Source organism: Pseudomyxococcus flavus, assembly GCF_050038885.1.
In the GTDB taxonomy this organism is placed as follows: Bacteria; Myxococcota; Myxococcia; order Myxococcales; family Myxococcaceae; genus Myxococcus; species Myxococcus flavus.
Window position 1 is genome coordinate 720415 of the sequence record NZ_CP143624.1, and the last position, 25593, is coordinate 746007.

Annotated in this window: 24 protein-coding genes; 13 read left to right on the top strand and 11 right to left on the bottom strand. The window is 67.9% G+C overall.

Annotated features, from left to right (window positions below):
* Window positions 1-140 precede the first annotated feature (140 nt).
* A complete protein-coding gene (locus tag VZL07_RS02875) occupies window positions 141-1226 on the top strand; it encodes a sensor histidine kinase (protein WP_426753787.1) in 1086 nt (361 codons plus the stop codon).
* Between the two features lie 78 nt (window positions 1227-1304).
* Here VZL07_RS02875 and VZL07_RS02880 read toward each other — a convergent pair whose 3' ends face one another.
* The 3 genes from VZL07_RS02880 to VZL07_RS02890 all read right to left on the bottom strand — a co-directional run bounded on the left by VZL07_RS02880 (window position 1305) and on the right by VZL07_RS02890 (window position 3642).
* Window positions 1305-1634, bottom strand: a complete 330-nt coding sequence (locus VZL07_RS02880; protein ID WP_426753788.1) for a hypothetical protein — start codon at window positions 1632-1634, stop codon at window positions 1305-1307.
* A 51-nt stretch (window positions 1635-1685) separates the two neighbouring features.
* The gene (locus VZL07_RS02885; RefSeq protein WP_426749971.1) at window positions 1686-2876 is read right to left on the bottom strand and encodes an IS256 family transposase; all 1191 of its coding nucleotides are present in this window, start codon (window positions 2874-2876) and stop codon (window positions 1686-1688) included.
* Between the two features lie 112 nt (window positions 2877-2988).
* Window positions 2989-3642 carry a hypothetical protein gene (locus VZL07_RS02890; protein WP_426753789.1) on the bottom strand — a complete coding sequence of 218 codons (654 nt, stop codon included), beginning with the start codon at window positions 3640-3642 and terminating at the stop codon, window positions 2989-2991.
* 393 nt (window positions 3643-4035) lie between these two features.
* Between VZL07_RS02890 and VZL07_RS02895 the strand changes: the two genes are divergently transcribed.
* A complete protein-coding gene (locus VZL07_RS02895) occupies window positions 4036-4323 on the top strand; it encodes a hypothetical protein (RefSeq protein ID WP_426753790.1) in 288 nt (95 codons plus the stop codon).
* 184 nt (window positions 4324-4507) lie between these two features.
* The gene (locus tag VZL07_RS02900; RefSeq protein WP_426753791.1) at window positions 4508-5221 is read left to right on the top strand and encodes a ferredoxin; all 714 of its coding nucleotides are present in this window, start codon (window positions 4508-4510) and stop codon (window positions 5219-5221) included.
* Window positions 5222-5290: 69 nt separating this feature from the next.
* Here the strand turns inward: VZL07_RS02900 and VZL07_RS02905 are convergent, their stop codons facing one another.
* A complete protein-coding gene (locus VZL07_RS02905; protein ID WP_426753792.1) occupies window positions 5291-5608 on the bottom strand; it encodes a YciI family protein in 318 nt (105 codons plus the stop codon).
* A 1170-nt stretch (window positions 5609-6778) separates the two neighbouring features.
* Between VZL07_RS02905 and VZL07_RS02910 the strand changes: the two genes are divergently transcribed.
* Complete coding sequence (locus VZL07_RS02910) at window positions 6779-8380, top strand: PKD domain-containing protein (protein ID WP_426753793.1); 1602 nt, start codon at window positions 6779-6781, stop codon at window positions 8378-8380.
* Between the two features lie 172 nt (window positions 8381-8552).
* On the opposite strand, the gene VZL07_RS02915 is transcribed toward VZL07_RS02910, so the two are convergent.
* On the bottom strand, window positions 8553-9005 hold the full coding sequence (locus VZL07_RS02915; RefSeq protein WP_426753794.1) for a transposase: 453 nt from the start codon (window positions 9003-9005) through the stop codon (window positions 8553-8555).
* Complete coding sequence (locus VZL07_RS02920) at window positions 8990-9169, bottom strand: hypothetical protein (RefSeq protein ID WP_426753795.1); 180 nt, start codon at window positions 9167-9169, stop codon at window positions 8990-8992. The genes VZL07_RS02915 and VZL07_RS02920 overlap by 16 nt, the downstream gene beginning before the upstream one ends.
* Here VZL07_RS02920 and VZL07_RS02925 point away from each other — a divergent pair.
* Complete coding sequence (locus VZL07_RS02925; protein WP_426753796.1) at window positions 9168-9425, top strand: hypothetical protein; 258 nt, start codon at window positions 9168-9170, stop codon at window positions 9423-9425. The two genes, VZL07_RS02920 and VZL07_RS02925, sit on opposite strands and share 2 nt — an antisense overlap.
* Window positions 9426-9546: 121 nt before the next feature.
* Here VZL07_RS02925 and VZL07_RS02930 read toward each other — a convergent pair whose 3' ends face one another.
* Window positions 9547-11028, bottom strand: a complete 1482-nt coding sequence (locus VZL07_RS02930) for a DUF3943 domain-containing protein (protein ID WP_426753797.1) — start codon at window positions 11026-11028, stop codon at window positions 9547-9549.
* A gap of 417 nt (window positions 11029-11445) precedes the next feature.
* The gene (locus VZL07_RS02935) at window positions 11446-12228 is read right to left on the bottom strand and encodes an SDR family NAD(P)-dependent oxidoreductase (protein WP_426753798.1); all 783 of its coding nucleotides are present in this window, start codon (window positions 12226-12228) and stop codon (window positions 11446-11448) included.
* A gap of 86 nt (window positions 12229-12314) precedes the next feature.
* On the opposite strand from VZL07_RS02935, the gene VZL07_RS02940 reads away from it, so the two are divergent.
* Window positions 12315-12545 (top strand): TetR family transcriptional regulator, encoded by a 231-nt coding sequence (locus VZL07_RS02940; protein WP_426753799.1) that lies wholly within the window; start codon window positions 12315-12317, stop codon window positions 12543-12545.
* Window positions 12533-12985 carry a hypothetical protein gene (locus tag VZL07_RS02945; RefSeq protein WP_426753800.1) on the top strand — a complete coding sequence of 151 codons (453 nt, stop codon included), beginning with the start codon at window positions 12533-12535 and terminating at the stop codon, window positions 12983-12985. The genes VZL07_RS02940 and VZL07_RS02945 overlap by 13 nt, the downstream gene beginning before the upstream one ends.
* 75 nt (window positions 12986-13060) lie before the next feature.
* Here the strand turns inward: VZL07_RS02945 and VZL07_RS02950 are convergent, their stop codons facing one another.
* Both VZL07_RS02950 and VZL07_RS02955 read right to left on the bottom strand, forming a co-directional pair.
* A complete protein-coding gene (locus VZL07_RS02950) occupies window positions 13061-16126 on the bottom strand; it encodes a protein kinase domain-containing protein (RefSeq protein WP_426753801.1) in 3066 nt (1021 codons plus the stop codon).
* On the bottom strand, window positions 16123-17019 hold the full coding sequence (locus VZL07_RS02955) for a transcriptional regulator (protein ID WP_426753802.1): 897 nt from the start codon (window positions 17017-17019) through the stop codon (window positions 16123-16125). Before VZL07_RS02955 ends, VZL07_RS02950 begins: the two co-directional genes overlap by 4 nt.
* Before the next feature lie 259 nt (window positions 17020-17278).
* On the opposite strand from VZL07_RS02955, the gene VZL07_RS02960 reads away from it, so the two are divergent.
* Together VZL07_RS02960 and VZL07_RS02965 are read left to right on the top strand one after the other, a co-directional pair.
* On the top strand, window positions 17279-18130 hold the full coding sequence (locus tag VZL07_RS02960; RefSeq protein ID WP_426753803.1) for a helix-turn-helix domain-containing protein: 852 nt from the start codon (window positions 17279-17281) through the stop codon (window positions 18128-18130).
* A 21-nt stretch (window positions 18131-18151) separates the two neighbouring features.
* Complete coding sequence (locus tag VZL07_RS02965; protein ID WP_426753804.1) at window positions 18152-18952, top strand: SDR family NAD(P)-dependent oxidoreductase; 801 nt, start codon at window positions 18152-18154, stop codon at window positions 18950-18952.
* An 8-nt stretch (window positions 18953-18960) separates the two neighbouring features.
* On the opposite strand, the gene VZL07_RS02970 is transcribed toward VZL07_RS02965, so the two are convergent.
* Window positions 18961-20412, bottom strand: coding sequence for a cytochrome c peroxidase (locus tag VZL07_RS02970; protein ID WP_426753805.1), 1452 nt, complete (start codon window positions 20410-20412; stop codon window positions 18961-18963).
* 169 nt (window positions 20413-20581) lie between these two features.
* On the opposite strand from VZL07_RS02970, the gene VZL07_RS02975 reads away from it, so the two are divergent.
* The 4 genes from VZL07_RS02975 (at window position 20582) to VZL07_RS02990 (ending at window position 25588) form a co-directional block, all read left to right on the top strand.
* Window positions 20582-21934, top strand: a complete 1353-nt coding sequence (locus VZL07_RS02975) for a hypothetical protein (RefSeq protein ID WP_426753806.1) — start codon at window positions 20582-20584, stop codon at window positions 21932-21934.
* A gap of 189 nt (window positions 21935-22123) precedes the next feature.
* Complete coding sequence (locus VZL07_RS02980; RefSeq protein WP_426757223.1) at window positions 22124-23206, top strand: hypothetical protein; 1083 nt, start codon at window positions 22124-22126, stop codon at window positions 23204-23206.
* A gap of 196 nt (window positions 23207-23402) precedes the next feature.
* Entirely contained in the window at window positions 23403-24230 is an 828-nt protein-coding gene (locus VZL07_RS02985; RefSeq protein WP_426753807.1) for a hypothetical protein, read from the top strand.
* A gap of 452 nt (window positions 24231-24682) precedes the next feature.
* Complete coding sequence (locus tag VZL07_RS02990) at window positions 24683-25588, top strand: hypothetical protein (RefSeq protein WP_426753808.1); 906 nt, start codon at window positions 24683-24685, stop codon at window positions 25586-25588.
* Window positions 25589-25593 lie beyond the last annotated feature (5 nt).

The following is a 25593-nucleotide window of genomic DNA, read 5'->3' on the forward strand; positions in this document are numbered from 1 at the left end:
CGGCTCGCTCGCTGACGATTCACTCGCGCTTGAGCGGGCGCCTCGTCGCTCGATAGACACTCGCGTCTCGCGTGGGCACCATCAATTCGCGGCCATTACGTTGCGCAATGAATGGGTGCCCATGAGAGGAGCAAGGCGCGGTGTCGCTCGGTCAGCTGCTCTGCAACCACACTGATGAGCTCGTGCAGCGGTGGTATGCGCGGTGGCTTCGTGAGCGGCCACCGATTCCGGACTTGAACGAGGCCACGCTCAAGGACCACCTCCCCCTCCAGCTCCGCGTCATCGGAGAGGCGCTGCGCGAGGACGATTCCTCCCGTCCGCCGGCCCGAGAGCTGTGGCGGCAGCCAGAACGGCTGGATCCCGAGAAGCGCGCACTCGATGAGGTGCGCATCGCGGAGGTCGTGCGCGAATACGCATTCCTCGTCGAGGAAGTCCGGATCTGGCTCAACGAGCGAGGCGAGCAGTTTTCCTTCCAGGATTATTCGTACTTCTCCCTGGCCATCTTCGAGCTGACCGCCGAGTCAGCGCGCCGGTATGCGCTGTTCCGGTCAGAGCAGGTAGCCCGTGAGCGCGCGGAATATGTGGCAGGCATTACCCACCAGCTGCGCACGCCTGTCGCCGCGCTGAATCTGGCTGTCCAGCAGTTAGAGCGTGGGAAGGGGGCTCCGAACGCTCGAATCCTGGAGCGGTTACGTCGCACAGTCGGACGGCTCGCGCGGCTCGTTGATGGCCTTATGCGACTGGAGCGATTCAAACCCGACGAGCTGCCGATCCACCCGGAGTCACTCGCCCCGGCCCATATCATCGACCAGATCGTCGCCGACTACGAGCACGAGGCCAGCACCAAGGGCTTGAGGCTGGACGTCTCCGCCAATCGGTCCGCGCGCATCCTGGTGGACCGCGACCTGCTGGTGGATGCGCTCGGAAACCTCATCCAGAACGCCATCAAATACACCGCCAGGGGCTTTGTCCGCGTCACCATGGAGGAACAGAAGGACGGGGTGGTCTTCAAGGTGGAGGACTCCGGCCCCGGTATCAGCCCCGAGCGTCAGCGGGAACTCTTCCGGCCCGTGAGTCCCGGGCAGCCCGGGGGCGTTGGACTGGGCTTGAGCATCGCCTCCCGTGCTGCTGCGGCACAGGGCGGCTCGCTCGAACTGGAGAGCGAGCCCGGCCGCGGAAGCACCTTCCTCCTGCGCCTGCCCTGGGCCGTGCGCAAGCGGGAGTAGTTGACGAACAGGCGCCGCGGCACGCCCAGCCGGATGAGGAGAGACGGGCCCGTCGCCGCGGCAAGCCCCGCGTCGTGGCTACGGAGGGGGCAGCGGCTGCCAGTTCGGGTCGGGCCAGACGAAGGGATTTCCACCTGACCCCGGAGCCGCCTCGCCGAAGTAGCGCTGGCAGCCCTCGACGTTCCCGGGTTCCCCCTGGAGCTCCCAGAAGCCAGGGCAGACATCCCGGGGGATTCGCGTGCGGCAGTCCGCCATCGTCCGCTCTCCCGCGTCAGGCTGCGCGTAATAGGCGCTCACGAAGTCCCACGCGATTCGCTGGAGGGCCTGGACGGTCGCCGCGTTCTCGCCAGGCGGCACCAGGGCCCCTTCGGGCGACTCCCGGAACACGGACGCATGGTGGACGGTCAAGTCCCGAATCGTGTGTAGGAGGGGGGAGCGGGGGGAGGGCCTCGGTGTGCTTCAGGAGAGCTGCTGAACGGGCTGTTCTTGGGTGGGATTGAGCAGGGACATGTCGAGGTAGCGGCGGTCGCTCCAGACGCTGGAGACCTCCCATGCGACGGTGGTGATGAGGCGCAGGGCACTGGCTCTATCTGGGAAGGCACCGACGCTGCGGATGCGACGCTTCACCTCTCCGTGCAGACGCTCCAGGCCATTGGTGGAGCGAAGGCGGCGCCAGTGCCCCTGGGGGAACTCGTAGAAGACGGTAGCCGCAGCGAAGCCCTTCTCCAGGCAGGCGACGGCCTCGGGCAGTTGGGCGCCCAGTCCCGTTTTGAAGGCCTCCATGCGGACCTTGGCCTCCTTGCGGCTGGGCGCGTTGAAGACGGCGGACACCTCACGGGCGACGCGCTGGCGCACGCGCTGAGGCACCTTGGCGGCCACATTTCGAGTCAGGTGCACGGTGCAGCGCTGTTGGCGAGCCTCTGGCAGCAGCCGGCGCACAGCGGCTTCCAGGCCCGAGTGGCCGTCGGCGATGACCAGGCGCACGCCGCCCAGGCCTCGGTCCACCAACTGTTCGAGCAGCTCCTCCCAGCTGGCCTGGGACTCGCTGGGCCCCAGGGTGACGGCGAGCAGGTGCCGATGCCCGTCCTCGCCGACGCCGTAGGCCACCAGGGCCGAAACGTTCTCCACCGCGCGGGCCCACCGGGCATCGAGGAAGGTGGCGTCCAGGTAGACGTAGGGAAAGGCCTGCGTGAGGCGGGCCCTCTTCAAGCCCTCCACCTTCTCTTCCAGGGACTTCGTCACCCGGCTCACTGTGGAGCGGCCCACGCCCCCTCCCATGAGCGCGGCCGTCACCTTGCCCATCTTCCGGGTGGAGACGCCTTGCACGTAGGCCGCGGTAATGGCGTCGTCCACCTCCTCGGTGCGCCGCCGATAGCGCCCGAGCACGGCTCCCGCGCCTCCGCGACCGCGAGTGCGTGGCACCTCCACCTCCAGCTTTCCCACCGAGGTGGTGAGGCCGCGCCGGTAGTAGCCGTTGCGCGAGTCCTGTCGGCCCTCCACACGCTCGAAGCGGCCGACCCCTACCAGTCGCTCCACCTCCTCTTCGAGCAGCACTGTCAGCGTCATGTGGATGGCCTGGAGAAACAGCGCGCGCAGGTCCGCACCCACCTCCTCTTGGGTGGGAGGGGCAAACTCGGTAGCCTTCTTCACGGGGAACTCCTTGGGCCTCCCCTGGCCGGGAGGTTTCGGTGGTTGGGTTCACCGAGGAGCTTCCCCGCTCCTTGCCGGCTCTGCGAATACTCGGAGCCGGCCTCCTACACACTTATAGGGACACGACCTGGTGGACCGCGGCCATGTAGTACGCCCCCAGGGACGTCAGGTGGACGTTGTCACTGAAGAGCCTGTCGAGCTTCTGCGAGGTCGAACCGCTGATGCCGGGAACCTCGTTCTCGATGACACGCTCCACCAGCTCGACCAGCGCCGTGCTCCCGGGGAGCGCCCGCACGCGGTCCGCCCGACCATCGGCCTGCAACGTGAGGTTCACCTTCGAGGACACGCACTCCCAGGCGACCCGAGCGTTCTTCTCGTAGGCGATCCACTGAGCCGGGTTGGCCTTATCGATATCCAGCCACGTGTGATAGAAATACGTAACGGCTTGCGGGTTCCCGGCAATCAAACGGTCATGGAAGTGCCGCAAGTAGCCGATGGTGTTCTCCCACTCGACGGTGCCCAGGAGGTCATGCCGCTCGGTGATGAGGAGGGTGTCGTATCGCTCGCCCTGCCCCAGCGTCTGGGGGGACAGCAGCTCCTGGACCACGTCCATGTTGTCGCCCACACGGTTCTTGCCCGAGCGGTACCCTTCCCAACCGCCATTGCCCCAGGTCCGGACCCGAAGGGGGGAGCCAATCACGTTCTGCTGGTTCCAGTTGAAGTCCTTGCCCCGGCTCGTGGCGATGTCATCGAAATGGTCGGGCATGGGGTTGTCGAGCAGGCTGTGGCCAGAGAAGAAGACCCGGGCGCTCGTGATGGGGGACGCCCCGGCGTCCGGACTGCCAGCATCTGGGACACCCGCGTCATCAGCCCCCGCATCTGGCTCCGTGCCGTCACCTCCCGGGGGACGAACGCCCGAATCGGGGGTGCCAGGGAGCGCTTCCTCGGGAACCTCCTGGCTGGACTCCCTGGCACACGCCAGCCCGAGGGAAAAAACAAGGAGGGCGCACGGCGCCAATCTTGATGCGTTCATGGTGCAGTTCCTCAGCGCTGAAACGACGGCTCCATCCCACCGCCCCGCCAGACAGCCCGACCTGACTCCAGAATAGACCGGTAGCCGCCACTTCAGACATCCTATGCCTTCTCCAAGGAGGCGCAGATGAAGATGGGACGCATCGCAGTGGGCTTCGTTGCTGGCCTTGTGTCCTGGGTGGGCTGCGGTCGCCCGGCGCAGGACGCGCCGAACACGGACGCGGCGACCGAGGGCCTCGAGCAGTCCTGTGTGTATGCCTATTTCGAGTGTGGCTATCGTGGCCACCCGTATCCCTACGCATGGCCGGATGCCTGCGCCGTCGGCATCCATACGCACCAAGAGGCGCATCAGGCCTGTCTTGCGGAGTGCCCCTGGATGTGCACCGACACCGGAGACCTCGGCACGGGCCCGTGAGCCGCCCTTTTTGTCCAGCGACGGGTCCGGGCCCGAGCCCGTCGGCGTGACGGGGCCCTCCGGGAATGGGCCTGCAGAAGACGGCCGCGGGCTCGGGCGCGGTTCACGCGCACGTTCAAAGCGCAGGCGGTGGACTCTTCCCGGGAGCGGTAACCCCTGGGCTGGTATCCTGCAACACGTCAGCATGCACGCGCTCAAGGAGAAACGCATGGCGGAACACAACGTTCCCCATCCGAAGAACGTGGCTGGGGACTTCTATGTCGTGGACCAGTGCTGCACCGCGTGCGGTGTTCCAACGCACCTGGCGCCCGAGACGTTTTCGTTCGTGAACGGCCGACATGGTGACCACTGCTACGTCCATCGGCAGCCCACCCGTCCCGAGGAAGTCGACCGCGTGCTCAGGGTCATCCGCTGTCAGGAGATCGAATGCATCCGCTACCGAGGCGCCGACCCCGTCATCCTGCGCCGGCTCACGGAAGCGGGAGCAGGCGACGCGTGCGATGCGCCTCTGCCCGCAGGCATCCACCCTGTCGTGCGGAACCACACCTCCATCGAAGCACAGAGCCTTGATGCCCGCGCCTGGGCGTCACCCTCGGTGCTCGAGCGCTTCCGACACTGGCTGATGGGTCATTCGCCCAGCTATCGAACCACCCCTGTCATGACGAGCGCCTCCGGCGCATCCTTTTCGTTCTCCTGGACCGAAAATAGCTTCCACGAAGTGACAGCCAAACCCGTTGGCGACGCCCCAAGCCGATGGCTCCTCCAACACTCAGGGAATATCACGGTGTCCGAGATCATCGAGGAGTGGTTGGAGAGTGAGTGTGACCTGGGCGCTGTGCAGTGGTACTCGCAGGAGGAGTGGGAGCGTGGCTCGCCGGGCCAGCTCCACCCGTGGTAGGGCGGCGACTTCCGCTCGGGGCAGATAACCGATAGGCCGCCAGGCAGGGGGGTGGGCGGGGGCTTTGAATCAGCCTCGAATGCGATGGGCGTCCACGTCCAGGAGGACACCGAGCGCGGGGTGGACCCGGCCCGGCTCGATACTGAGAATGGTGTACTCCGCGACGCCAGCGAGAACGAACGGGTCCTCGGCGGCGATACGCTCCACGGCCGCGCGATCGATCCCCCTCGCAACGATGACCCCGCCCAGTGAGGTCGGCACCGTCTGGCCGGAGAGGATGAACGTCCCGGCACCGTGATACCGCTCGAGGAAGCGGACATGGTCGGCGACATAGGGCGCGGCAGCGGCTTCTGATTCCCGGTACTTCAGACACAGCAGATGCAGCATCGTCGGGGCGCTCCTGGCGTGGCGACAGAGCCTTCTACTCGATCCGGATGCTCGCCGCATGCCTCCAGACTCCCAGTGCCTGCGTGAGCGGGCAGCCGACACACACTGGAAGTATCAGTTCGCCGTGAGGCCCCTGGTCGACAAGTTGGCGGAGCGACCACGCAGTCCCGAGCTGGCGCTGACGGGACGCGGCGCCGACCTGGATGCTCTACATGCCGAGACCCGATGATGCCTCGGCACGCTCAATCAGTGTTCAGCCCGGATGCGGCGCCAGCAACGCAGGACGGAAACGCGCTGCGGCTCCCCTATCACTCGACCTCTGACGTGACGTCTCGAGCCATGCCATCACAAGGCTCGGCATACAGCACTTGCACATATGGCGTGCGCCTTCCCGTATGCTCTGCCAGACGCCCGCACTCACAATAATCCTCTCCCACTGCCGTCGTATAACTCGGGTCACTGTAATAAATGTACCGAGCGCGCTCGAGACAGAGATAATCAGTATCTGCCCTCTCGGCCTGGGGCTCGTCTGCCCTGCTTGCCTCGGTAGCCCCAGCAGCAGTTCCCAGCATCAGCCCCAGCGACGTCATAAGCACAGCAGACAGTGCGGCCATGGTTCCTCCAGGTAGAGATGAATGGGACCGTATGAGATTCACAGAGAGGCGGCAAAGCCACCAAGCCCCAATCATGACTACTTAACACTCACATCTTCTGCTGTCCCCATCCCATTCCCTCCTTGCGGCACCGGCCAGCGCGGTTCATCTCTCGCACACCGGGGCGCTTCGTGCGGAGCATCTCCACAGCCACGCACTCCGAGAGCCACGGCCTGGAGATAGCGGCGAGCAACAGGCCCAGTGGGCGCCCTGCCCCACCAGCCGCAGCTGTGCTCAGCGAGCGTCTTCGCCGCCCGACTCCAGGCCCTCCGCAAGCGTTGCGGCAGGCGCTACCTGTCCAACCCACTCAGGCCCGCCGCCGACACCCGTATTCAAACGTTCCTGCCAGACTTGAACCACCCCAAAGATTGACATGGCGGAGTCATCGCTCCCAATGTCGACCCGTCGCCATCGCTGGCGACCCGAAGAAGCGCGTCGCGTGCGAGCAATCGCAATGGCTCTCACATGCAGACGCACATCGCCGTCCATCGCGTCATTCCATGCAGAGGACCGCTCCATGTCGAGACCGAATCAGCCCACGCCGACCGTTTCTCGCCGCCGCCTGTTGCCAGCACTCGCCGCGCTTGCCCTGGCTATCGCCGCTCCGGACGCCAGCGCGTACTCGGCCATCTACGGTGGCGGCCCGTTCTATTCTGGCGGTACCGCGGTGATGAATGACCTGCGCAATTCGGGGTTCACCACGGTCATCCTGTGGAGCTTCCACATCGAGGAGAATGGCGACCTGATCTACAACGACATTCCAGTCGTCAAGAACGGCGCCTACATGGGCGATCCCGCGTGGCCGACCCGCCTGGCGACCCTCAAGACAGCGCCGACCTCTGTCAATCGCATCGAGGTGTCGATCGGCGCCTGGGGCGTTCCGGACTTTGAACGCATGATTCGACTGGTCAACGGCACCGCTCCCGGCTGCGGCACCACCATCGTCTGCGGCACCGGGAGCAACAGCATCCTATACAGGAACTTCCAGGCGCTGAAGGCCGCCACCGGCGCCGATGCGGTGAACTTCGACGACGAAAGCGCCTATGACCTGGCTCCGACCACGACCTTCAGCCAGATGCTCATCGGGATGGGCTACAAAATCACCTTCGCGCCGTACACGCAGCAGACGTTCTGGCGAAACCTCAGGAACAACCTCGGCAGTGCCGTCGATCGCATCTACCTGCAGGTGTACGCCGGCGGCGCCGGCAACAACCCGGCGAGCTGGAACACCGCCATGGGCATGACCGTCGCTCCGGGCCTGTGGTCCAGGCACGGCAGTGGCTGCGCATCAGGCGACAGCCCGGCCTCGGTGCAGACCCGGATGAGCAACTGGAAGGCGAGCGCCGGCATCAGCGGCGGCTTCATGTGGCTGTATGACGACATCCAGCAGTGCAGCGCGCAGGGAACGACCGCGCAGTATGCGGCGGCGATCAACACCGCGGTCAGCGGCAATACCCCGCCGGTGGCGAACTTCGGCGTCACCGCCAGCGGCCTCACCGCGACCTTCAGCGATGCGTCCACCGATGCCGACGGCACCATCGCCTCGCGCAGCTGGAACTTCGGCGACGGCAGCACCTCCACCGCGACTCACCCTTCGCGCACCTATGCGAGCGCGGGCCACTACACCGTCACGCTGACCGTCACCGACAACGGCGGCGCGAGCCATACGAAGTCCCAGACGGTGTCCGTCGGTTCGGGCTTCGCCAATCTGGCGTTGAACAGGCCTACCACCAGCTCCACGCCCTGCAACAGCAATGAATCGGCGGCCAAGGCGGTCAACGGCAGCGTTTCGGGCGGCACCACCGACAAGTTCTGCTCACTGGCCTCGCCGGCGTGGATGCAGGTCGATCTGGGTTCGGTTCAGACGGTCAGCAGCTTCACGATTCAGCATGCGGGGGCGGGTGGCGAATCGACGAGCTGGAACACCAGGGCGTTCACGATCCAGACCTCGAGCAATGGAACCACCTGGAGTACGCCCGTCACGGTGAGCACCAACACCGGCAGCAGCTCGACCCATGCGCTCACCGCGACAGCTGCGCGCTACATCAGACTCAACGTGACGACGCCGACCCAGAACGGCGACCCGGCGACGCGCATCTACGAGCTCGAAGTTCGCTGAGGTTGCGAAAGCGAAGCCGGCCCGCGGCACCATCGCGGGTCGGCATTGAGCCTGGCCTCCTCCCCTTCTCGCCCACTGCCGCTGGAGCCGCAAACGGCTCAGCACATGGTCCGGCGCAGCGCCTGCTTCTTCAGGAGCCCCATGACCTCCAGGCCAGGCGGACCACCCGGCGCTAGGAGTGTGTAGCGGTAATGGGCATCGGAGCGAGGCTTGACGAGACTCGCCAGCCGCCAGTGGGGTGCGCGGCAGGCCGCTCTGCGGCCGTCGCGTGGAAGAGCTTGAGGAGGTTGTGGGTGGCGCAGATGAGGGCCCATTCCTCCCGGGCTGCCGTCAGGCCTCGTCGCAGCAGGGCACGGATTCCGCGTGCCTCTTTGATTTGGCTGAAGACGGGTTCCGCAATCGCCTTGCGCATCCGGTACACCTCCTTGCCTCGTTTCGTCGCCAGCTTCCGGGCCACCCGCTCCTTGGGGGTGAGTCCCGAGGGCGGACGGCCTCTGACTTTCGGCGGCGTTTCTCCGTGCTTCAGTCGGCCCGTCGCGATGTACGGCTCGACGCCCACCGACTCCAGCCAGCGCACATTCTTCGCGGAGAAGTAGCCCGCGTCCGCGCTCAGCTTCCGAGGCACTTCTTCGAGGTGGGCGGCCAGGCGGCCACCCGGTCCACGAGGGCCGGCAGGTGCTCTGCGTCCGGAGGCTGGTTGGTGAGGGCCTGGACGACATTCACCTGGTGCGCCGAGTCCACCGCCGCCTGCGCGTTGTAGGCCTGCTCGAAGCTTGCGCCCTTCTTCATGATTCGACTGTCGGAGTCAGTGAAGTTGCGCTGTGCCTTGGGCGTCGACTACGACCTCCGATACTGCCACCGCCGCTACAACGTGCATCAGCCGTCGCCCAACCGTTTCGGCGGCATGTACGGCGAAGGAAGCGGCGGCCCGTATGTGAACCCCCTCACCGGTCTGGCGTCTTGCCCGGATGGCTTCAAGGCGGTCCAGATACTGGCAACCTCCGGCGTCGATTACCCCGTGTACTTCTGCTATCGCAAGCAGTAGCCATCGCTCGAGGTACCACGCAGGGGGACACCCTCCCCCTGCGTGCAGTCATGGGGCGTCCGCAACGGGCGTTATTCGGGCTCGAACCCCGGGACGCGTGTTGTCGACGTCCCGGGAATCCTCAGCGCGTTCCGAAGCCCACGCCCTTCGAGAGCGTCCACAACAGCCGAATCTGTGTCGCGCGCTGGCGGATCGTGTCGGAGACACTGCCGAACTGGCCCGCGCGGTTGGCCACGAAGGCTTCGAGCGCCACGCCATGGAACCCGGCGAGCAGGAGCTCGGCCCGCGCGGTGGCATAGGTGATGAGCTCCGCCCCCTCTCCGAGGAAGGCGCCCGAAATGAGGTAGTTGCGCACGGACACGCCGACGCGTCCGACGCCCCGCCGCACCAGGCCCAGCTCGAAGACGGTCTGCGCCCCGGGCCCGTAGTGGTAGTCACGGGCGGACTCTGGCGAGTTGAGGCCGCCGCCATGGCCAAATGGCACGCCTGCGATGTTCGTCGCGAAATCCAGGGTGAGCTGCGGCGTGAGCGGAACCTGGGCCACGCCGCCGAGGCCGAGGCTGACCGAGGAGACGCGCAGCGTGTTCGGATTGGCGAAGTCGTAGCCCGCCATCAGGCCCCAGAGCCCCGAAATGGAGCGGAGCTGGAAGCGGTCGCCGAAGAGGAGCCCCCGGCTGAACAAGCCCACCGTCAGCGTGTCGCGCGAGATGCCCAGACGCGCGGAGAGGGTGAAGTAGTCGAAGGGCTGGTCATAGTCGCCCGCGTTGAGCTGCGGGGGCCCATAGACGAGCTCGACGCCCAGGTGCCCTTCCAGCTGGTTGGGAACATCGAAGCGCGTGCCGTCGATGTCGTTGTAGTTGTCGACGTTGCTCGTCACGCCGGCCACGAAGTGGATGAAGTTGCCCGGCACCGGAAAGAAGTCGTTCTTGCGGCGGCCGAAGAGGTAGCGGTTGATGCCGCCCACGGGCTCGACGAGGAACGAGACCACCGAGCGCGCCAGCGAGGGCTCGCCTTCGTCGAGGATGGCGAGCGCGGTGCGATGCAGGACCTCGCCCAGCACGACGCCTCCGATGGACGTCGTGATGAGGTCGTTCGTGGATGGGGACTCGGACTCCATGAACAGCTCCCACAACACACTTGACGCCACGGTGAAGGGGACCGAGCCCCAGAAGCCGAAGCCGCTCGAGCGCGCCGCGGTGTAGGCCAGCGAGCCCTGGTAGGGGTGTCCGAATGCGTTGGTCGCGAACGCGTCCTCGTCCCACACCCAGCCGTCGCGGAGGTTGCGACGCATGGTCTCCAGCGAGATGTCCGCGTAGGGCTTGCCGAGGACCTTCGCCGTCCCCCAGAAGATGCCGTGGAGGGCACTCAGCTCCACGATGGGAACGAGGAAGTTGCGGCCGCCGCCGTCAGGCGCGTTCCAGATGACGCGGCGAGGTGGGTGCACGAGCTCCGGAACGAGGAGCCGGGGCTCCGCGGGAGCGACCTCGACACACTCCGCGCACGCCAGCGGCGCATCCGCGGGTGCAGCGCCTGCATCGCCTCCAGCGACGAGCACGACGACAGAGACGAGGCATGAGATGCGTTGCACGAGGAGCGGAGTCATGGAGCGCCTCGGGCTTTAACCATTCTCGGGAGCGAGTGCACGCGCCAACCTCGGCATGTTTCGCGCCGGTAAAACCGGAGAGAAGGTTCGCCGCTCGCCGCCTTGCCCGCTTTGAGCCGAGACGTATCGCGCAGCCGTGTCATCGCCCCTGCGACGCGCTGTGAACTCCAGTTGACGCGTGGCTACACCCAGCCGCGCGCGAGGAAGTTCCATGGAGCGTCGCCCCCTGGGAAGGACGGGACTGCAGGCGTCCGTGCTCGGCTTTGTTGCCTGTCACATGGGGGCTGCAGCTCGCGGAGACAGAGGCCGCCGCGCTGCTGCATGGCCCCCTTCCCCAGGACTTCGTGGAGGCCCTTCGCGATTCGTTCCGCCGGTGTGATGCCGGCTGGGCCGGGATGATTCGAGTCTGCTTCGCGCTCAGCGGGGACCGAACTCGTGCACGAGGACTCGTTCGAATGCCGCCATCGGCAGGAAGCGACGCGCGACCGTGGCGAAGACGGCCTTGCCTCCCACACGGTAGCGCGCCGCCGGCGCTCGCGCAGTCGAGGCGCGAAGAATCGCCTCCGCCACCCGAGCGGGGGCATCGCCCGTCTCAATCTGCCGTCGGATGATGGACTCGACGCGCTCTCGCCCCTCGTCGTAGAGGGGCATCGTCTCACGCGGTCGCACCATCTGGATTCCGGTGCGGTGCGCGGAGGGCTCGATGAGCGAAACCTGCACGCCCAGCGGCGCAAGCTCCACCCGGAGTGCCTCCGTGTAACCGGCCAGCGCATGCTTGCTCGCCGCGTAGGCACCATGGAACGGCACGCCAACGAAGCCCGACACCGAGCCCACGTTGATGATGCGCCCTGCGCCCCGTTCCCGCATGGACGGAAGTACGGCGTTGATGACCCGCATGACTCCGAACACGTTGGTTTCGAACAGGGCGCGCGCCTCGGCTGCACTCGTCTCTTCGCATGCCCCCACCATGGCGCGCCCCGCGTTGTTCACGAGGACATCGATGCGCCCCGTCTGCCGCAGCAACGCGTCGATGCACGCGCCCACGGAGACATCGGAGTCGACATCGAGCGGGAGGAAGCCGTCTCCGCCAGCACGTCGGGTGCCGAACACCTGGAAGCCGTGCTCCCTGAATCGGGCCGCGGTGACAGCACCGAACCCCGAGGAAGCGCCTGTGATGAGTGCAACGGGTCGTTCATTCATGGAGCGGACGATGGGGCGTTTCCGGGCAGGCCACCACTCAGGTTCCCATCGGATGTTTCCGCTCCGGGAGCGCCCCTCGCGCCGAAATGGCTTACTTTTGCCGCGTGCCTCCTCGAGATCGAACGCGCCGCCGCATCCACCCCCGCCAGCAGCGCGCCCAGCTCACGGTCGACAGCATCCTCACCGCGGCCGAGCGGGTGATGGTGAAGGATGGCTATGCGAAGACGACGACCAATCGCATCGCTGAGGTTGCGGGCGTGAAATCGCACTCGTGTACCGCTACTTCGCGGGGAAGGAAGCCATCGTGGGCGCGCTGATCGAGCGCTGGGCCCACATCACCGCCGAGGCGTTCGAGCGGACCCTCGCGTTGCATGCTGACTCGCCACTTCCCGACGCGGTGAGGGCCATCATCGAGGTCCTCGTGAAGACCCCGGGACTCCCCGCCGACCTGCATCGAGAGCTTGTCAAGAACGTGGAGGTCACGAAGCGAAGCGCCACCATCGAAGCGCTCCGTGCGCGCGCCGGTACGGCATTCATCCACTTCCTCCAGCGACGTCGCGAGCTCGCACACGCCGCGGAGGCCGAGGCACGGCTGTTCGTCCTGACCCGGGCCCTCGAGGCAGTGAGCCACGCTGCGGCGTTCGAGCGCCCCGAAGGAGTTCCTCTCGACACGGTGCTCGACGTGACGCGCGACCTGGTACTGGGTGTCCTCGACGCGCCAGGGAGCACTCCGAACGCCCGGACACAACGACGTTGAGCGAGTCGCCGGGGCACGAACGCCGCCGCTGACGGGGGGAGGCCGCTGGCAGAAGCCGCAGCCTGAAACCGACCGCTACCCGCGACAATGCCCCAGCTCGGCTCGCGCCTCCTTCGTCTCCTGGACGTAGGCCTTGCTCCACACGGTCAGCTCCGCCCAGGCGCGCCGCGCCTCCTCGCAGGCCGCCTCCACCGCGCCCGTCAGCCGGAGCGCGCGCGCGAGCCGGCGGCGCACCCTGGGGACGCGCGCGGAGACCACCTGCCGGGCCGTGAGGCTCTCCAGCGCGGTCCGCAGCGGCGTCAGTGCCGCGGCGGGTTGGCCTCGAGCGAGATGGACGTCCCCCAGCACCAGCAGCGCCTCGATACGCTCGGACGACGAAGGCCCCAGGTCCCGCTCCGTGGCCGCGAGCGCCTGCTCCACGTGGCGCCGGGCCTCCTCCACGTGCCCCAGGAAAAGGAGGGCATCCGCCAGGTAGCGCAGCCCCACGCTGTCCAACTCGCCCTTGTCCGCCAGGGGCCGCTGGATCAAGACGCCGCGCGAATGGAAGCTGCGAGCCTCGTCCGAACGCCCCAGGAGGCGCAGCACCCTGCCCACCTCGTGTGCGTCGAGGGCCACCTCTGGGTGTGAGGCACCATAGGCGCGCTCACGATACGCCAGGACGCCGCGGACGTGTTCCAGTTCCAGCAAACGCTCGCCCTGCTCGCCCAGGACGCCAAGCCGGTTCGACTTGATCCCCAGCAGCACCGGGCTGTCGGCGTCCACGCTCTTGAGCGCCACGGCCCAGCTCCCCTCCGCGGCCTCCCGCGCCTGGGCCGCATGCCCCCACTCGAAGTAGCCGAACGCCAGGTTGGACAAGGCCCGGGCCACCGACAGGTTCTCGTCGTCCTGCGTCCGGCGAAGGATGTCGAGCGCCCGTTGAAGGACGGTTTCGGCCCTCGCCAGCTCGCCCAGGGGCACCAGCGTGGCCCCCAGGTTCACCAGGGCCCGTCCCGTGTTCGGGTGCGCTGGCCCAAAGTGCGCCTCGCTGAGCCGCAGCGCCTCCTCCTGCCAACGCTTCGACTCCACCAGCCGCCCCTGTTGTCGTGCCAGCTGCCCCAGCCGGTTGCTCAGCTCCACGTGCGCGAACGTCTGCCCCCGCGCGCGGGCCGCCTCCATCGTCGCGCGCAGCAGTGGTTCCGCCTCCGAGAAGCGTCCCTCCTGCTCCAGGAGCTGCGCCTGCATCTGGTTCAGAACTATCTCCAGTTCGGCGTCTCGCAGCGTCTCCGCCACGGCACGCGCGCGCTGGAAGTAGGGCCACGCCTCCTGCGGACGCCCCAGGAAGTACGCATGCAGCCAGGCCTGGGAAAGCAGCACCCGCGCGAGCACCCCCAGATGCCGCCCTGCTTCGGCCGCCAGCGAGCCCTGGGCCAGTGACACGCGGGCGTCCTCGAACGCTTCGGTGTCCTCCTGCAAGCGCGAGCAGAGGTGATGCGCCTCCGCCTCCAGGGGCCGATGGCGGGTGGCGAGCGCACGCGCACGGGCGGGGAGCGCGATTCGCAGCGCCTCGGCGGAATGCCCCGCGAGCATCTCCGCGTTCGCCCGCGCGAGCTCCGCGCGCACCGCCTCCACTTCCGCACGGACGGTCGGGTCTTCCGGAGGAGACACGGCCTCCTGCAACGTGCGCACGTCCGCGCATCGGGCCACGCCCCCAAGCGAGCCCCCTAGCCCGAAGCCCCGCTCCACCGTCCGCGCGTCCGCGCCCTGGAGTGCCACCGTCAGCCGCGACAGCTCTCCCAGCCGCTGGTCCAGGCACGTCATCCGCAACTCCAGCGCCGCCTCCGACTGCTCGCCGAAGACACGCGTCGCCTCGCACGCGGACTGATGCGCGCGCGTCCAGTCCTGCGTCCACGCGTCCAGCGTGGAGGCCACGGCCTGGAACGAGGCCTCGGCGGAGGGGTCACCCGTCCTCAAGAAAGCCTGACGCGTGGACTCCCGCACGGACGCATCCCAGATTCCCGCGAGGTGCCGCTCGCTGCCCTGACAGGTCTCGCTCGGCGTCGCCGATGAAGGCCCCAGCACGAGGCACCCCAGTCCCACCAGCCCGCCCGCGAGCACCGCCGTGGCGGCGCTCCGCTTCCAGGCCCCCACCTCCCGAGAGAGACGGCCCCGCAGGACCTCCATGGACTCGAAGCGCCGCGACGGGTCCACGGAGAGGCCTCGCCGGACCACGGCCTTGAGCCACGAGGGCACGTCCCGCTTCTCCGGACGCACCTCCTGGCGCTGCATGGATGCCAGGAGCTCCTCGCGCGTGGCGCCCGCGAAGGGCCGCTGCCCGTTGAGCGCCTCGTAGAGGGCGACGCAGAAGGCGAACTGGTCCGAGCGGGCATCTCCCCGCTCACCTCGAAGCTGCTCCGGCGCGCCGTAGGCGGGGGTCCCCAGGAACGTTCCGGTGACGGTGAGCGGCGCCTCGCTGGAGACGGAAGCCGCGTCCTCCCGAGGTGGCCCCAACGCCCCCGCGGCGTTGGCGAGGCCGAAGTCGGTGATGCGCACCTGCCCGTCTCGCGTCAGCAGCACGTTGTCGGGCTTGAAGTCGCGGTGGATGATGCCCAGCGCGTGGGTGGCCGCGAGCCCATCCGCCGCCTGGATGAAGCGCGCGAGGATTTCCCGGCGCGTGCGCGGCTTCTCCGCCAGCCACTGTCGGAGCGTGCCGCCCTCGATGAGCTCCATCACCAGATAGAGCTGCCCCTGGAACTCCCCCACGTCATGCAACCGGGCGACATGAGGGTGCGACAGCCGGGCCATCGTGCGGGCCTCGCGCTCCAGCCGCTGACGCGCCTGGACCAGGGTGCCCTCCCCGAGCCTCGTGAGGTTCAGCAGCTTGAGCGCCACCTTGCGGTCCAGCTCCGGGTCGTAGGCGGCATGGACGCGCCCCATGCCTCCTTCGCCGAGCAGCCCGAGCACCATGTAGCGCCCCACACGCGCGCCGGAGACGAGCAGCCCCGTGTCGACCAGCGGTGGAGGCAGCTCCAGCCCGCCCAGCGCGGCGAGCACGCTCCGGCACTCCGAGCAGTCAGCGACGTGCTGGCGCACGCTCGCCGTGCCCTCCGGGTCCAACGCCCCGCTCGCATAACCCGAGAGCGTGTTCTCGTCAGGGCAGCTCATTCGCGCCCCTCCAGCAGGCCCGAGAGGCTCAAGTCCAACCGGCCGTGAATGGCGCGCATCACGCTGTCCACTTCCGACTCGGGCAGCGACAGACGTTCTGCGAGCAAGCGCCGCGTCCGCTTCTCCAGCAGCGCCTGCACCGCGGAGAGCCGACGTGAGAGGGTGGACTTGTGCAGGCCGAACAGGCCGCCCATGCGCTCCAGGGAGAGGCGCTCGACGAAGTGCAGTCGCAGCAGCTCGCGGTCCTCGTCATCCAGCGACGCCACCGCCCGGATGAAGGCCGCGCGCACATGGCCCCGGGCCTCCTCGCGGACGAAGCCCAGCTCCAGTCCTCCCGGCGCCGGGTGCGCGGCGAGCACCTCGGCCTCGACTTGCGACTCTTCTCCCAGCGCCTTGCGCATCCGCAGCGCGAGCCGCGTCGCGGAGATGCTCACCCAGTGCAGCAGCGGGCCCACTCCCGCGTAGCCGAGCAGCCGTGATGGGGCTTCCGCGCGAGGCATCAGGAGGTTGGCCCGGAGCGCCTGCAGCACCTCGTCCACGAACACCGGCGACGGGTGGATGCGGGATAGAGGAACACGCAGCTTGAGGAGGACCTCCTGCTCCAGGAGCGCACGGGCCGCTGGCAGCCCCTGTACACAGGAGAGCGCGAGCGCGAGGTCGCGGGCATGCAGCCGCTCCAGCGCGACCATCGGGTCGGCCGCGCGCGAAAGTTGGAGCCCCAGGTGTCGCGCGAAGGCCGTCGGCTCTGGCGCGGCGTCGTGGAGGGCCGCGGCCTGGGAGACGGCACGCGCCACGGCCTCTCTGGCTCCCGGTGCTTCGCGGAGGCGGGCGGAGGACAGCTCGCCGGCGGACTGCAACACAATCTCGAAGGACTCGGCGTTCGCCCCATGCATCCCAAGCACCCCTGACACCCGGTCCACGATTCGGCGGGGCCAGGGCCACGCTCATGAAGCTAGCACGAATGGGCTTATCCGGGTTCTACGGACAGGTGGGGCACACGGCCCGCCGCACCGGTGAGGCGGGCGGCTCGAGCTCAGCCGGGTTGACTTCGCAGGGCGAGGAGCGCCACGGCGGCATCGCAAGGCAGGATGGCGTCGGAGGGAGCCTCACGGATGCCCGGCGAGCGCCGGGGCTGATGGAAGTTGCGGTAGCATGGAATGGATGAGTCCGGCTGACGCGCGTCTCTACATCCGTCTGGAGGGCGATCCCCTCTACGCGCCCGAGACCTCCGTGCCGCGCGGCACCCTGGCCGAGTGCTCGGTGCTCGCGGCCCTGTCGAACCATGTCGCGCATGTCGAGGTCTACCGCGACGACATCTCCGGCGTCGCCTTCGAGCACGTCCTCCCCGATGGTGCGGTCCGGCTGATGTTCGACCTGGGTTCGAGGCACGGGCAGGCGTGGGCCGCAGGTCCATCGACGAAGCCGACGCGGCTCCGGCTCGAAGGTGCTATCGCCAACCTCACCGTGACGCTGCATCCCGGCGCGGCGTTCGAGCTCCTCGGTGTGCCGGCACGAGCGCTTCGGGACCAGTGCATTCCCCTCGAGTCCCTGTGGCCGCGGGACATCGCCTCGGTCTCCGAAAAGCTGGCGACGGCATGCGACGACCACGCGCGCTCCGTGCTCGTGCAATCGCTGCTTTCGGCGCGACTGGCTCGCGCGAAGACCTCGGAGCGAACCCGGGCCGTTCACGCACTGCGCCTGCTGAGGACGGGACGGCGCACGGTCCGGGAAGCCGCGGCAGCGCTCGGACTTGGTGAGCGGCGTCTGCAGCAACTCTTCGAGACGGAGGTAGGACTGACACCCCGCGCCTACCGCAGGCTCGCCCGGGTACATGCGTGCCTGCGGGCCCTGAGGCGGAGCCCGTCGCCACGCTGGGCGGAGCTGGCGCTCGACCACGGCTTCTACGATCAGGCGCATCTGGCGAACGAGTTTCGCGGCCTGCTCGGTCTCTCACCTACGGCCTTTGTCGAGTCGGTTTCGGGTTCTTCCAAGACGGCTCGCTGAGCAGCGCCCGAACATGGGCGCATGAATCCTTCAGAGACTTTGAGCGCCCCGAGCAGGGGGCACATCGAAACTGTCACTCGAGAGTTCGAGGGGAGGGTCGCCCTGGTCACCGGCGCTGCCACCGGAATTGGCGAGGCAATCGCCAGACGCCTCGTATCAGGCGGCGCGAAGGTCGTGCTTGCAGGCCACGATGGCGCGGCCCTGATGTCGCTCGCCGAAGCCCTGGGGTCGGCGCGTGCACGGGCGATGGAGGTCGAGGTCCGTGACGAGCGCGACGTTGCGCGCGCGGTGGACCTGGCCTGCGAAGCCTTCGGCGGACTCCACCTCGCCGCCAACGCGGCCGGCATCACGGGCCCTGCGGGCACGCGGGTCGAGGACGTTCCCGCCGAAGACTGGAGGCAGGTCATCGACGTCGACGTCACCGGAACGTTCCTCTGCATGAAGGCGGAGCTGCCGCGCATCGTCGCCAGCGGTGGGGGCGCGGTCGTCAACCTCTCCTCGGCGAATGGGGTGGTCGGCCTGGCCGGGATGTCCGCGTACACCGCGGCCAAGCACGCGGTGGTGGGCCTGTCCCGGAGCGCCGCACTGGAATACGCATGCCACCGGGTGCGCGTGAATTGCATCGCCCCGGGATACGTGGCGACGCCCCGCATGCTCGCGTCGCCGCAGGACGTGCTCGACGCAATGGCGGAGGCCCACCCGATGAAGCGTCTCGCCTCTCGCGAAGAGGTGGCCGAGCTCGTCGCGTTTCTGCTCTCTGACCGCGCCACGTTCATGACGGGCGCGGTCGTCCCCATCGACGGGGGCTACACCGCGGGTTGAGTCGTTCCTCAGAGTCGCTCGAGGAACCGCAGCAGGTCCTGCTTCTCCCGGGCGCTGAGCGACTCGAGGCCGCCCCCCGGCACCTCCGAGGGATGGATGGGCGGCAGCGCCAGCGCGGGGACGAGAGGCAGGATGAGCTGGCTGTAGGCGTTCACGACGTCCGATAGGGTCTCGAAGGCGTGGTCATGGAAGTACGGCGCCGTCTTCGCGATGCCGCGGAGCGGTGGCAGGTCGAAGGCCTCGAAGTCCTCGGGGTTGCCGGTGATGAGCGCGCGTCCGGGGTCGGTGGTGAACCACTGCGGAATCAGGTTGGGGCCGACGATTGGCAGGCCATGCGCGTCCAGCGCGGGCGTTGGGTCCAAGGGGTCACCGCTCGCCGTCACGGGGATGGGCGGCAGCTCCGTCACGGCGTGCTGGCGCGTTGCATCCGTGTAGAAGCGGAAGCGGTAGCGAGGGAGCTCCAGCGAGGCGTTGTACGCGGGGAACAGCCCCAGCTGTCCCAGGTACGTGAAGGTGCCGAAGCCCGCGTTGACGAACTTGCTGTTCGCCCGCGGTGCGAAGACGGGAACGGGGCCCGCCACCGGGTCCAGGGTGAACACGATGTTGCCGTCCGGCTTGAGCACCGGGCCCGTGGCGGCGACTTGCTGGTGAAGCTCGGCGTCGACAATCTGGTTCGTGGCGGCGCCACCGTGGCAGCCCTCACAAGCGCGCTGGAAGACCTCCCGGCCGCGCTGCTCCTGGGGCGTGAGCCACATGAAGTCCTCGGGCGTCGGAATCCGGTCCATCGGCACGCCGAAGTCGAGCAGTCCCGCGACGAAGCGGGCTCGGCCCGAGGTGAACTCGTTCCGCTGGAAGTCGGCGATGTGCCGCAGCACGGAGGGGGCGACCGTCCCGCCCTCGCTGTGGCTGGTAATGGCAGACTGCGCCTGCTCCTCCAGCGTGGCCTCGCGGCCGTCGAACTGGAACGGCGCGGTGAGGGCCGTGTCCGCGACGCTGGGCACCGCCCGCCAGACGGAGATCTTCCGGTCCGCCGGAGTGATGACCTTGCCCTCGATGTCGATGACGTCCATGTTGGCCGGCAGCGGCAAGATGACGCGAACGAGCCCCCGCTTCAGGTTCTCGAAGGTCAACGTCTCCGCCGTGGGGTCGTCCGCATCCAGCCGATTGAAGAGTGGATCGTCCGGCCGCGTCGCCAGCCTCGCGGCGACGTTCGCCGGAGACAGCGCCAGGCCATCGTCGAGGACGTGGCAGGTGGCACAAGAGCGGCCGTTGGTGTGCGGCAGTGGCTCGCTGAAGAGCCGCTTGCCCTCCGCGGCGCTCCGCAGACGCGCGGCCTGCGCCGCCGTGGTCTCCGCCTCCGCGGAGGGGAGCGCCTCTTCCGGCTCCGAGTCCGAACAGCCCGGGAGTCCGCCGAGTGCCATGGCACCGGTCAGCCCCACGATGATGTGCTTGCGAAGCATGTCTGTGTCCCCGCGGTAGGTGGCTGTCTGGGAACACCGGCGGTCCGTCCAGGTGTCACCCAGACGCGGCGGATGCGGAGCCGCTGTCCCGGGACGTACGAGCCCTCATCCGCATGTGAATGGCTTCCGCCGATTTGCGGGTGGGCCTCGCGTATAGAAAATCCCGGACATGCACGTGCTCGAGGCCCAGCCCAATCCCCCCCTTCCACCCACGCCGGCCCCCGCGGCCGAGCCCCCTCCGAGAGCTCCAGCGGCGCGGGCCTGGGGGCTCGGACGACGCATCGCGTTCCGGTGGACCTTCGTCTACCTGGTCCTCTACGGCTTTCCGTTCCCGCTGGACCTGGTGCCGGGCTTCGGCTGGCTTCACGACAGCCTTGCAGCGTTCTGGGAGACGGTCATCCCCTGGGTGGGGACGCACGCCCTGGGCCTGGACATCGTCGACTTTCCCTTCGGCGGGACCAGCGACACGACGTTCGACTACGTCAAGCTGCTGCTGTTCGCGGTGGTCGCCGTGGCGGTGACGCTCGTCTGGTCCGTGGCGGACCGGTGCCGGGGCGAGGACTCGCGACTCCACGAGGGGCTGCGCGTCTACCTCCGCTACATGCTGGCCACCGCCATGCTGTCCTATGGACTGGCCAAGGTCTTGATGACGCAGTTTCGATTCCCCGAGCTCCGTGAGCTGCTCCGGCCGCTGGGCGATGCGTCCCCCATGGGCCTGATGTGGGATTTCATGGGGTACTCGCCGGGGTACAACCTCTTCACCGGCGGCGCTGAAGTGCTGGGCGCCGTGCTGCTGTGCTTCCGGCGGACGACCACGCTGGGCGCCCTGGTGGTGGTGGGCGTCATGAGCAACGTGGTGATGCTCAACTTTGCCTATGACGTGTCGGTGAAGATGGGCTCGTCGCACCTGCTACTGGTGGCCGTGGTCCTCCTGCTGCCCGATGCCCGGCGCCTGATCGACTTCCTGGTGCTGAATCGCCCCACCGCGCCAGCGCCCCTCCGGACTCCGTTCGCGCTTCCCTGGATGGAGTGGGGACGACGGGCAGTGAAGGTCCTGTTCCTCGGCTGGTGCGCGGTGTCGATGACCGCGGAGAAGCTCGAGGACCGGAGGCTGTGGGGCGAGGACGCGCCGCGGTCCGAGCTGTACGGCATCTACACGGTCGAGTCATTCACGTGGGACGGGCAAGAGGTGCCCCCACTTGCCACGGACGCGACGCGGTGGAAGCGGGTCGTCTTCGAGGCCTTGAGTCATGGAGCGATTCAGCGAATGGACGACTCCTGGATGCGCTACCGCGTGACCCTGCGCCCCGAGGAACAGGGCCTCACCCTGGCCGCCATGGAGAACGGGCACGTACCGATGATCCTGAGCTACTCCCGCCTGGACGCCGACACCCTGATTCTGGAGGGCATCTTCGGCGACCGCTCGTTGCGGGTCCTGCTCGCGAGACAGGACGCATCCAAGCTGGAGCTCGTCAAGAGCCGCGGATTCCGCTGGGTCAGCGAGACGCCACGCAACAAGTGAACGCGGCAGGGTGGAGTCCCTGCCCCGACTCCGCCCGGACCTTCCCTTGCCGCGAGCATCAGCGAAGGTCCGGCGGCCGCGTCAGGTGCGGAGGCCGCCTCGGAGAGCCCCCGCCCACCGCCCTGGCTGTGGCGTCTTGTTTTTCTTACCCATTATCGGGCGCCCCCCTCGTTGAGATAGAACGTGCGCATGCTCCGCTCGTGTCTTCTCCTCCTGGCTTTCTCGGCGACGGTTGCGGTCGCCGCCTCCTGTGGCTCATCGGAACCGGTATCGGACCGTCCGAACGTTCTGCGTTTCAGCGCGACCCCCGCGACCATCGCTCCAGGCGAGTCCGTCGAGCTCTCCTGGGAGGTCACCGGCGCGAAGACCGTTTCCATCAACTCCGGCGTGGGTGAGGTCAGCGGAAGCGCGACGCAGGTCCGGCCGACAGTGACGACAACGTACACACTCACGGCGACCAACGAGCACGGCAGCACCACCGCGAACACCACGGTCACTGTGACCACTTCCGGTGGGACCGACCTCTCCGGGGACCTCACGACACGCACGCTGACGCTCGCGGGCTCTCCGTACCAGGTGACGGGAGACCTGACGGTACCGGAGGGGAACCGGCTCACCATCGAGCCCGGCGTCCGCCTGGTCTTCATGGGGCACTTCAAGCTCGCCGTGCACGGGCGCATCACCGCGCAGGGAACCGCCGAGCGCCCCATCGTCTTCACCGCCAACAATCCCACCACCGGCTGGGCCGGGCTGCGGCTGGCCGCGACGTCAGATGCCGGAGAGGACTTCCTCGAACGCTGCATCTTCGAATACGGCAACAAGGATGGCGGTGAGAATGGCTTGGGTGACGAGGGCTCGTATTCCGAGAACGCCGGTGGCGCGCTCTGGATTGGCTCTCGTGCGAACGTGAACGTGAACTACAACGAGTTCCGCTTCAACAAGGCGCCCGCGTTCGGCGGCGCGCTGATGCTGATTGCGCCGACCAGCTCGGGGATCGCCACCGGGAACATCTTCCACGACAACGAGTGCACCGGCCCGCGAACCCAGTTCGGGGGCGTGGGCGGAGCGGTCAATACCGCCCACCTGCCAGCCAGCAACCAGTGGACGTTCCGCGGCGGCGAGTTCCGCAACAACCGGGCGCAAGAGGGCGGAGCCCTCTACTTCTTCGACAGCAACGTGACGCTCGATGGAATCGCGATGTCGGGCAATTCGCCGCAGAACTGGGCGACGCCGGAGCCGCAACGGCTGACGGTCATCGATACGCCGAGATAGCCGAAGGGCCGCGCCTTCCCGGTGCGCGGCGCGCAGCGCCACACCGTGTCCTCCTTTCCCGGGTCAGGTCGCGCCCCGTGCCCCCTGTACCTCACACGGTGGAGCATGCGGCCTTACAAGGTGTGAGCGCCAGCGGAGGCCGTGTCCTCCCGCCGCCCTGGCTCTCCTCCCTTCGTCCCGGCGAAGATGAAGGGGTATGGATGACTTCTATGCGGATGTCCTCGACCACGTCGGACGCCCACCCCGGGAGTTCGGCGCCGTCCACCTGCACGTGGAGCCCGTGACGCGCAATCCGCTCGGGCAGGCCACCGCGGTCCTGTGGCTCCAGAGCGCTTTCGAACCTCCCACCGCCACCCCACCATCCGTGCGGGTCATGGGCCGGCAGAAGCAGGGCCCCGCACACCGGATGCTCGGCCAGTTCCCCCTCCCGTCCCTGGCGGGAGGCCGCGTGGTGCGGTGGCGGATTCCGCTCGAACTTCCGCCGGAGTTCGATGAAGTCCATTTCGAGGTGGACTCGGAACTCCACCCCAAGGCCGAACGTGTGCGGCCCGCGTGGAAGCTCTTCGACACCCTGGAGATGCCCAAGGAGAGCGACATGAAGCCCATGTCGAGCGAGGTCTCGATGGGAATCGACGTGGGCGACTCACTGGTCAACTCCGTGCTGTCCGGAGGCCTGAGCGTCTCCTTCTTCGTGGGAATGGGCACCCAGACCTCCCCGGGGCTCGACCGGGCCCTGACCGTGAAGCGCCACGCGGCGGCCACGCTTCCCACGGCGTTCATTGCCGCCGTGGTCGACGGGCCGCTGGAGCCCCTGCCTGCGCTGCAATGCGAGCTCGTCTGGGAGCCGGGAATGCCCCTCCCCGCCGCCAGCGCAGCGCCCAGTTGGGGGACGGCGCCCACACCTGCCCGGGCCGTGCCCGCTCAGAAGCCTGAGCGGACCTGTTACACATGCGGCTTCGAAGGCCCGCGTGCGGAGTACGAACGCGCCACGCTGTGCCCCCGGTGTGACGCGGCGTGGATGTAGACACGTCCCGCCGAAGCACCGCACCTCCCAGGTGCGGTGTGAAACGCAATTCATGTCGGAATTGTGTCAGGCCGTGCTGCGCCCGTAGGTACACGCCAGTCCAGGCCGCCTGCCCTGGTGGGACGAATCAGGCCATCGATGTGCGGGCAATGGACGCGCGCTGGATTCGCCTCACCTTCGCCGCGTCGGGCTTCTGAAGGTGAGCCAGAGGCTTCCGTGGCGGACGTCGTAAAGCCCATTCCACAGCACGCGGTGTTCCGGAGCCGTGCGCATCCAATGGCTGAGAAACTGAAGGAGCGCGAACGAAGCTCTCCTGGGGAAACGGCGTTCGCTGTTTTTCAATGCCTATCTCGAAGAAACGACGCCGTGACGCGAATGGTCGGTTCCTCTCGCTTCTCCGTGAAGAACCCGTGACAATCCGCGAAATGAACCTGCGACGCTCGATTCTCTCCATGTTGGTTGTCTCTCTCTCGGTCGTTCCCCCACTTGCTGGCTGTGGTTCCGACGATGACGATCCGAAGCCGGATGCGGGCCTCCAGTCGGACGCAGGCACCGAGCCCGACGCTGGCACTGAGCCGGACTCTGGCACTGAGCCCGACGCAGGCACCGAGCCGGACTCTGGCACTGAGCCCGACGCAGGCTCGGAGCCGGACTCTGGCACTGAGCCCGACGCAGGAACCGAGCCGGACGCAGGAACCGAGCCGGACGCAGGAACCGAGCCGGACGCAGGAACCGAACCGGACGCAGGCACCGAGCCCGATGCAGGTACCGAGCCCGACGCTGGCACCGAGCCGGACGCAGGCACCGAGCCCGACGCAGGCACTGAGCCGGACGCAGGGACGGAACCCGACCCATTCACCACCTGCGAGGGCGCGTGCCAGGAGACCGCCGTCACGATTCAGATGGACGGGAACCAGCGCGTCTTGACCAGCGCCTACTTCGGCTACGAGGAGCCGGAGAACCCCGGGGACCCGTGGGAGCTGTGGATCGAGCTCAACAACGGCGCACCGGGTGAGTGCCCTTCCGAGGATTCGCCCGTCCCGCCACAACTCGTCAACGTCCACGCGGTGAATGTGCCCGTGGACGCGACGCCCCAGGTGGGCTCAACGGAGGGCGGGCCGACAGCGACGCTGGTCGACCTCGGGCGCGAGCTCACCATGGCCTACGTCCTCCACAGCACGAGCCTCACCTTCACGCCCACGGCGGCATCGCTCTGCCCCACCTGTGTCCTGGACGGAGCCCCTCCCGCGTCGCACTTCGTGGCCTTCGACGTGAACGGCACCTACGAGAACGGCACCCTCACCGGGCACGGGTACGCCACCTACTGCCCCTCACTCGACTTCTTCCGGGAGAGGTGACCGCG

Excerpts from the sequence above, each read along its gene's own strand:
- VZL07_RS02890 (WP_426753789.1), bottom strand. The coding sequence starts at position 3,642 with ATGCCCGACCATTTCGATGACATCGCCACGAGCCGGGGCAAGGACTTC.
- VZL07_RS02895 (WP_426753790.1), top strand. The coding sequence starts at position 4,036 with ATGAAGATGGGACGCATCGCAGTGGGCTTCGTTGCTGGCCTTGTGTCC.
- VZL07_RS02900 (WP_426753791.1), top strand. The coding sequence starts at position 4,508 with ATGCACGCGCTCAAGGAGAAACGCATGGCGGAACACAACGTTCCCCAT.
- VZL07_RS02905 (WP_426753792.1), bottom strand. The coding sequence starts at position 5,608 with ATGCTGCATCTGCTGTGTCTGAAGTACCGGGAATCAGAAGCCGCTGCC.
- VZL07_RS02910 (WP_426753793.1), top strand. The coding sequence starts at position 6,779 with ATGTCGAGACCGAATCAGCCCACGCCGACCGTTTCTCGCCGCCGCCTG.
- VZL07_RS02925 (WP_426753796.1), top strand. The coding sequence starts at position 9,168 with ATGATTCGACTGTCGGAGTCAGTGAAGTTGCGCTGTGCCTTGGGCGTC.
- VZL07_RS02920 (WP_426753795.1), bottom strand. The coding sequence starts at position 9,169 with ATGAAGAAGGGCGCAAGCTTCGAGCAGGCCTACAACGCGCAGGCGGCG.
- VZL07_RS02930 (WP_426753797.1), bottom strand. The coding sequence starts at position 11,028 with ATGACTCCGCTCCTCGTGCAACGCATCTCATGCCTCGTCTCTGTCGTC.
- VZL07_RS02935 (WP_426753798.1), bottom strand. The coding sequence starts at position 12,228 with ATGAATGAACGACCCGTTGCACTCATCACAGGCGCTTCCTCGGGGTTC.
- VZL07_RS02940 (WP_426753799.1), top strand. The coding sequence starts at position 12,315 with ATGGCTTACTTTTGCCGCGTGCCTCCTCGAGATCGAACGCGCCGCCGC.
- VZL07_RS02950 (WP_426753801.1), bottom strand. The coding sequence starts at position 16,126 with ATGAGCTGCCCTGACGAGAACACGCTCTCGGGTTATGCGAGCGGGGCG.
- VZL07_RS02955 (WP_426753802.1), bottom strand. The coding sequence starts at position 17,019 with ATGCATGGGGCGAACGCCGAGTCCTTCGAGATTGTGTTGCAGTCCGCC.
- VZL07_RS02960 (WP_426753803.1), top strand. The coding sequence starts at position 17,279 with ATGGAATGGATGAGTCCGGCTGACGCGCGTCTCTACATCCGTCTGGAG.
- VZL07_RS02965 (WP_426753804.1), top strand. The coding sequence starts at position 18,152 with ATGAATCCTTCAGAGACTTTGAGCGCCCCGAGCAGGGGGCACATCGAA.
- VZL07_RS02970 (WP_426753805.1), bottom strand. The coding sequence starts at position 20,412 with ATGCTTCGCAAGCACATCATCGTGGGGCTGACCGGTGCCATGGCACTC.
- VZL07_RS02975 (WP_426753806.1), top strand. The coding sequence starts at position 20,582 with ATGCACGTGCTCGAGGCCCAGCCCAATCCCCCCCTTCCACCCACGCCG.
- VZL07_RS02980 (WP_426757223.1), top strand. The coding sequence starts at position 22,124 with ATGCTCCGCTCGTGTCTTCTCCTCCTGGCTTTCTCGGCGACGGTTGCG.
- VZL07_RS02985 (WP_426753807.1), top strand. The coding sequence starts at position 23,403 with ATGGATGACTTCTATGCGGATGTCCTCGACCACGTCGGACGCCCACCC.
- VZL07_RS02990 (WP_426753808.1), top strand. The coding sequence starts at position 24,683 with ATGTTGGTTGTCTCTCTCTCGGTCGTTCCCCCACTTGCTGGCTGTGGT.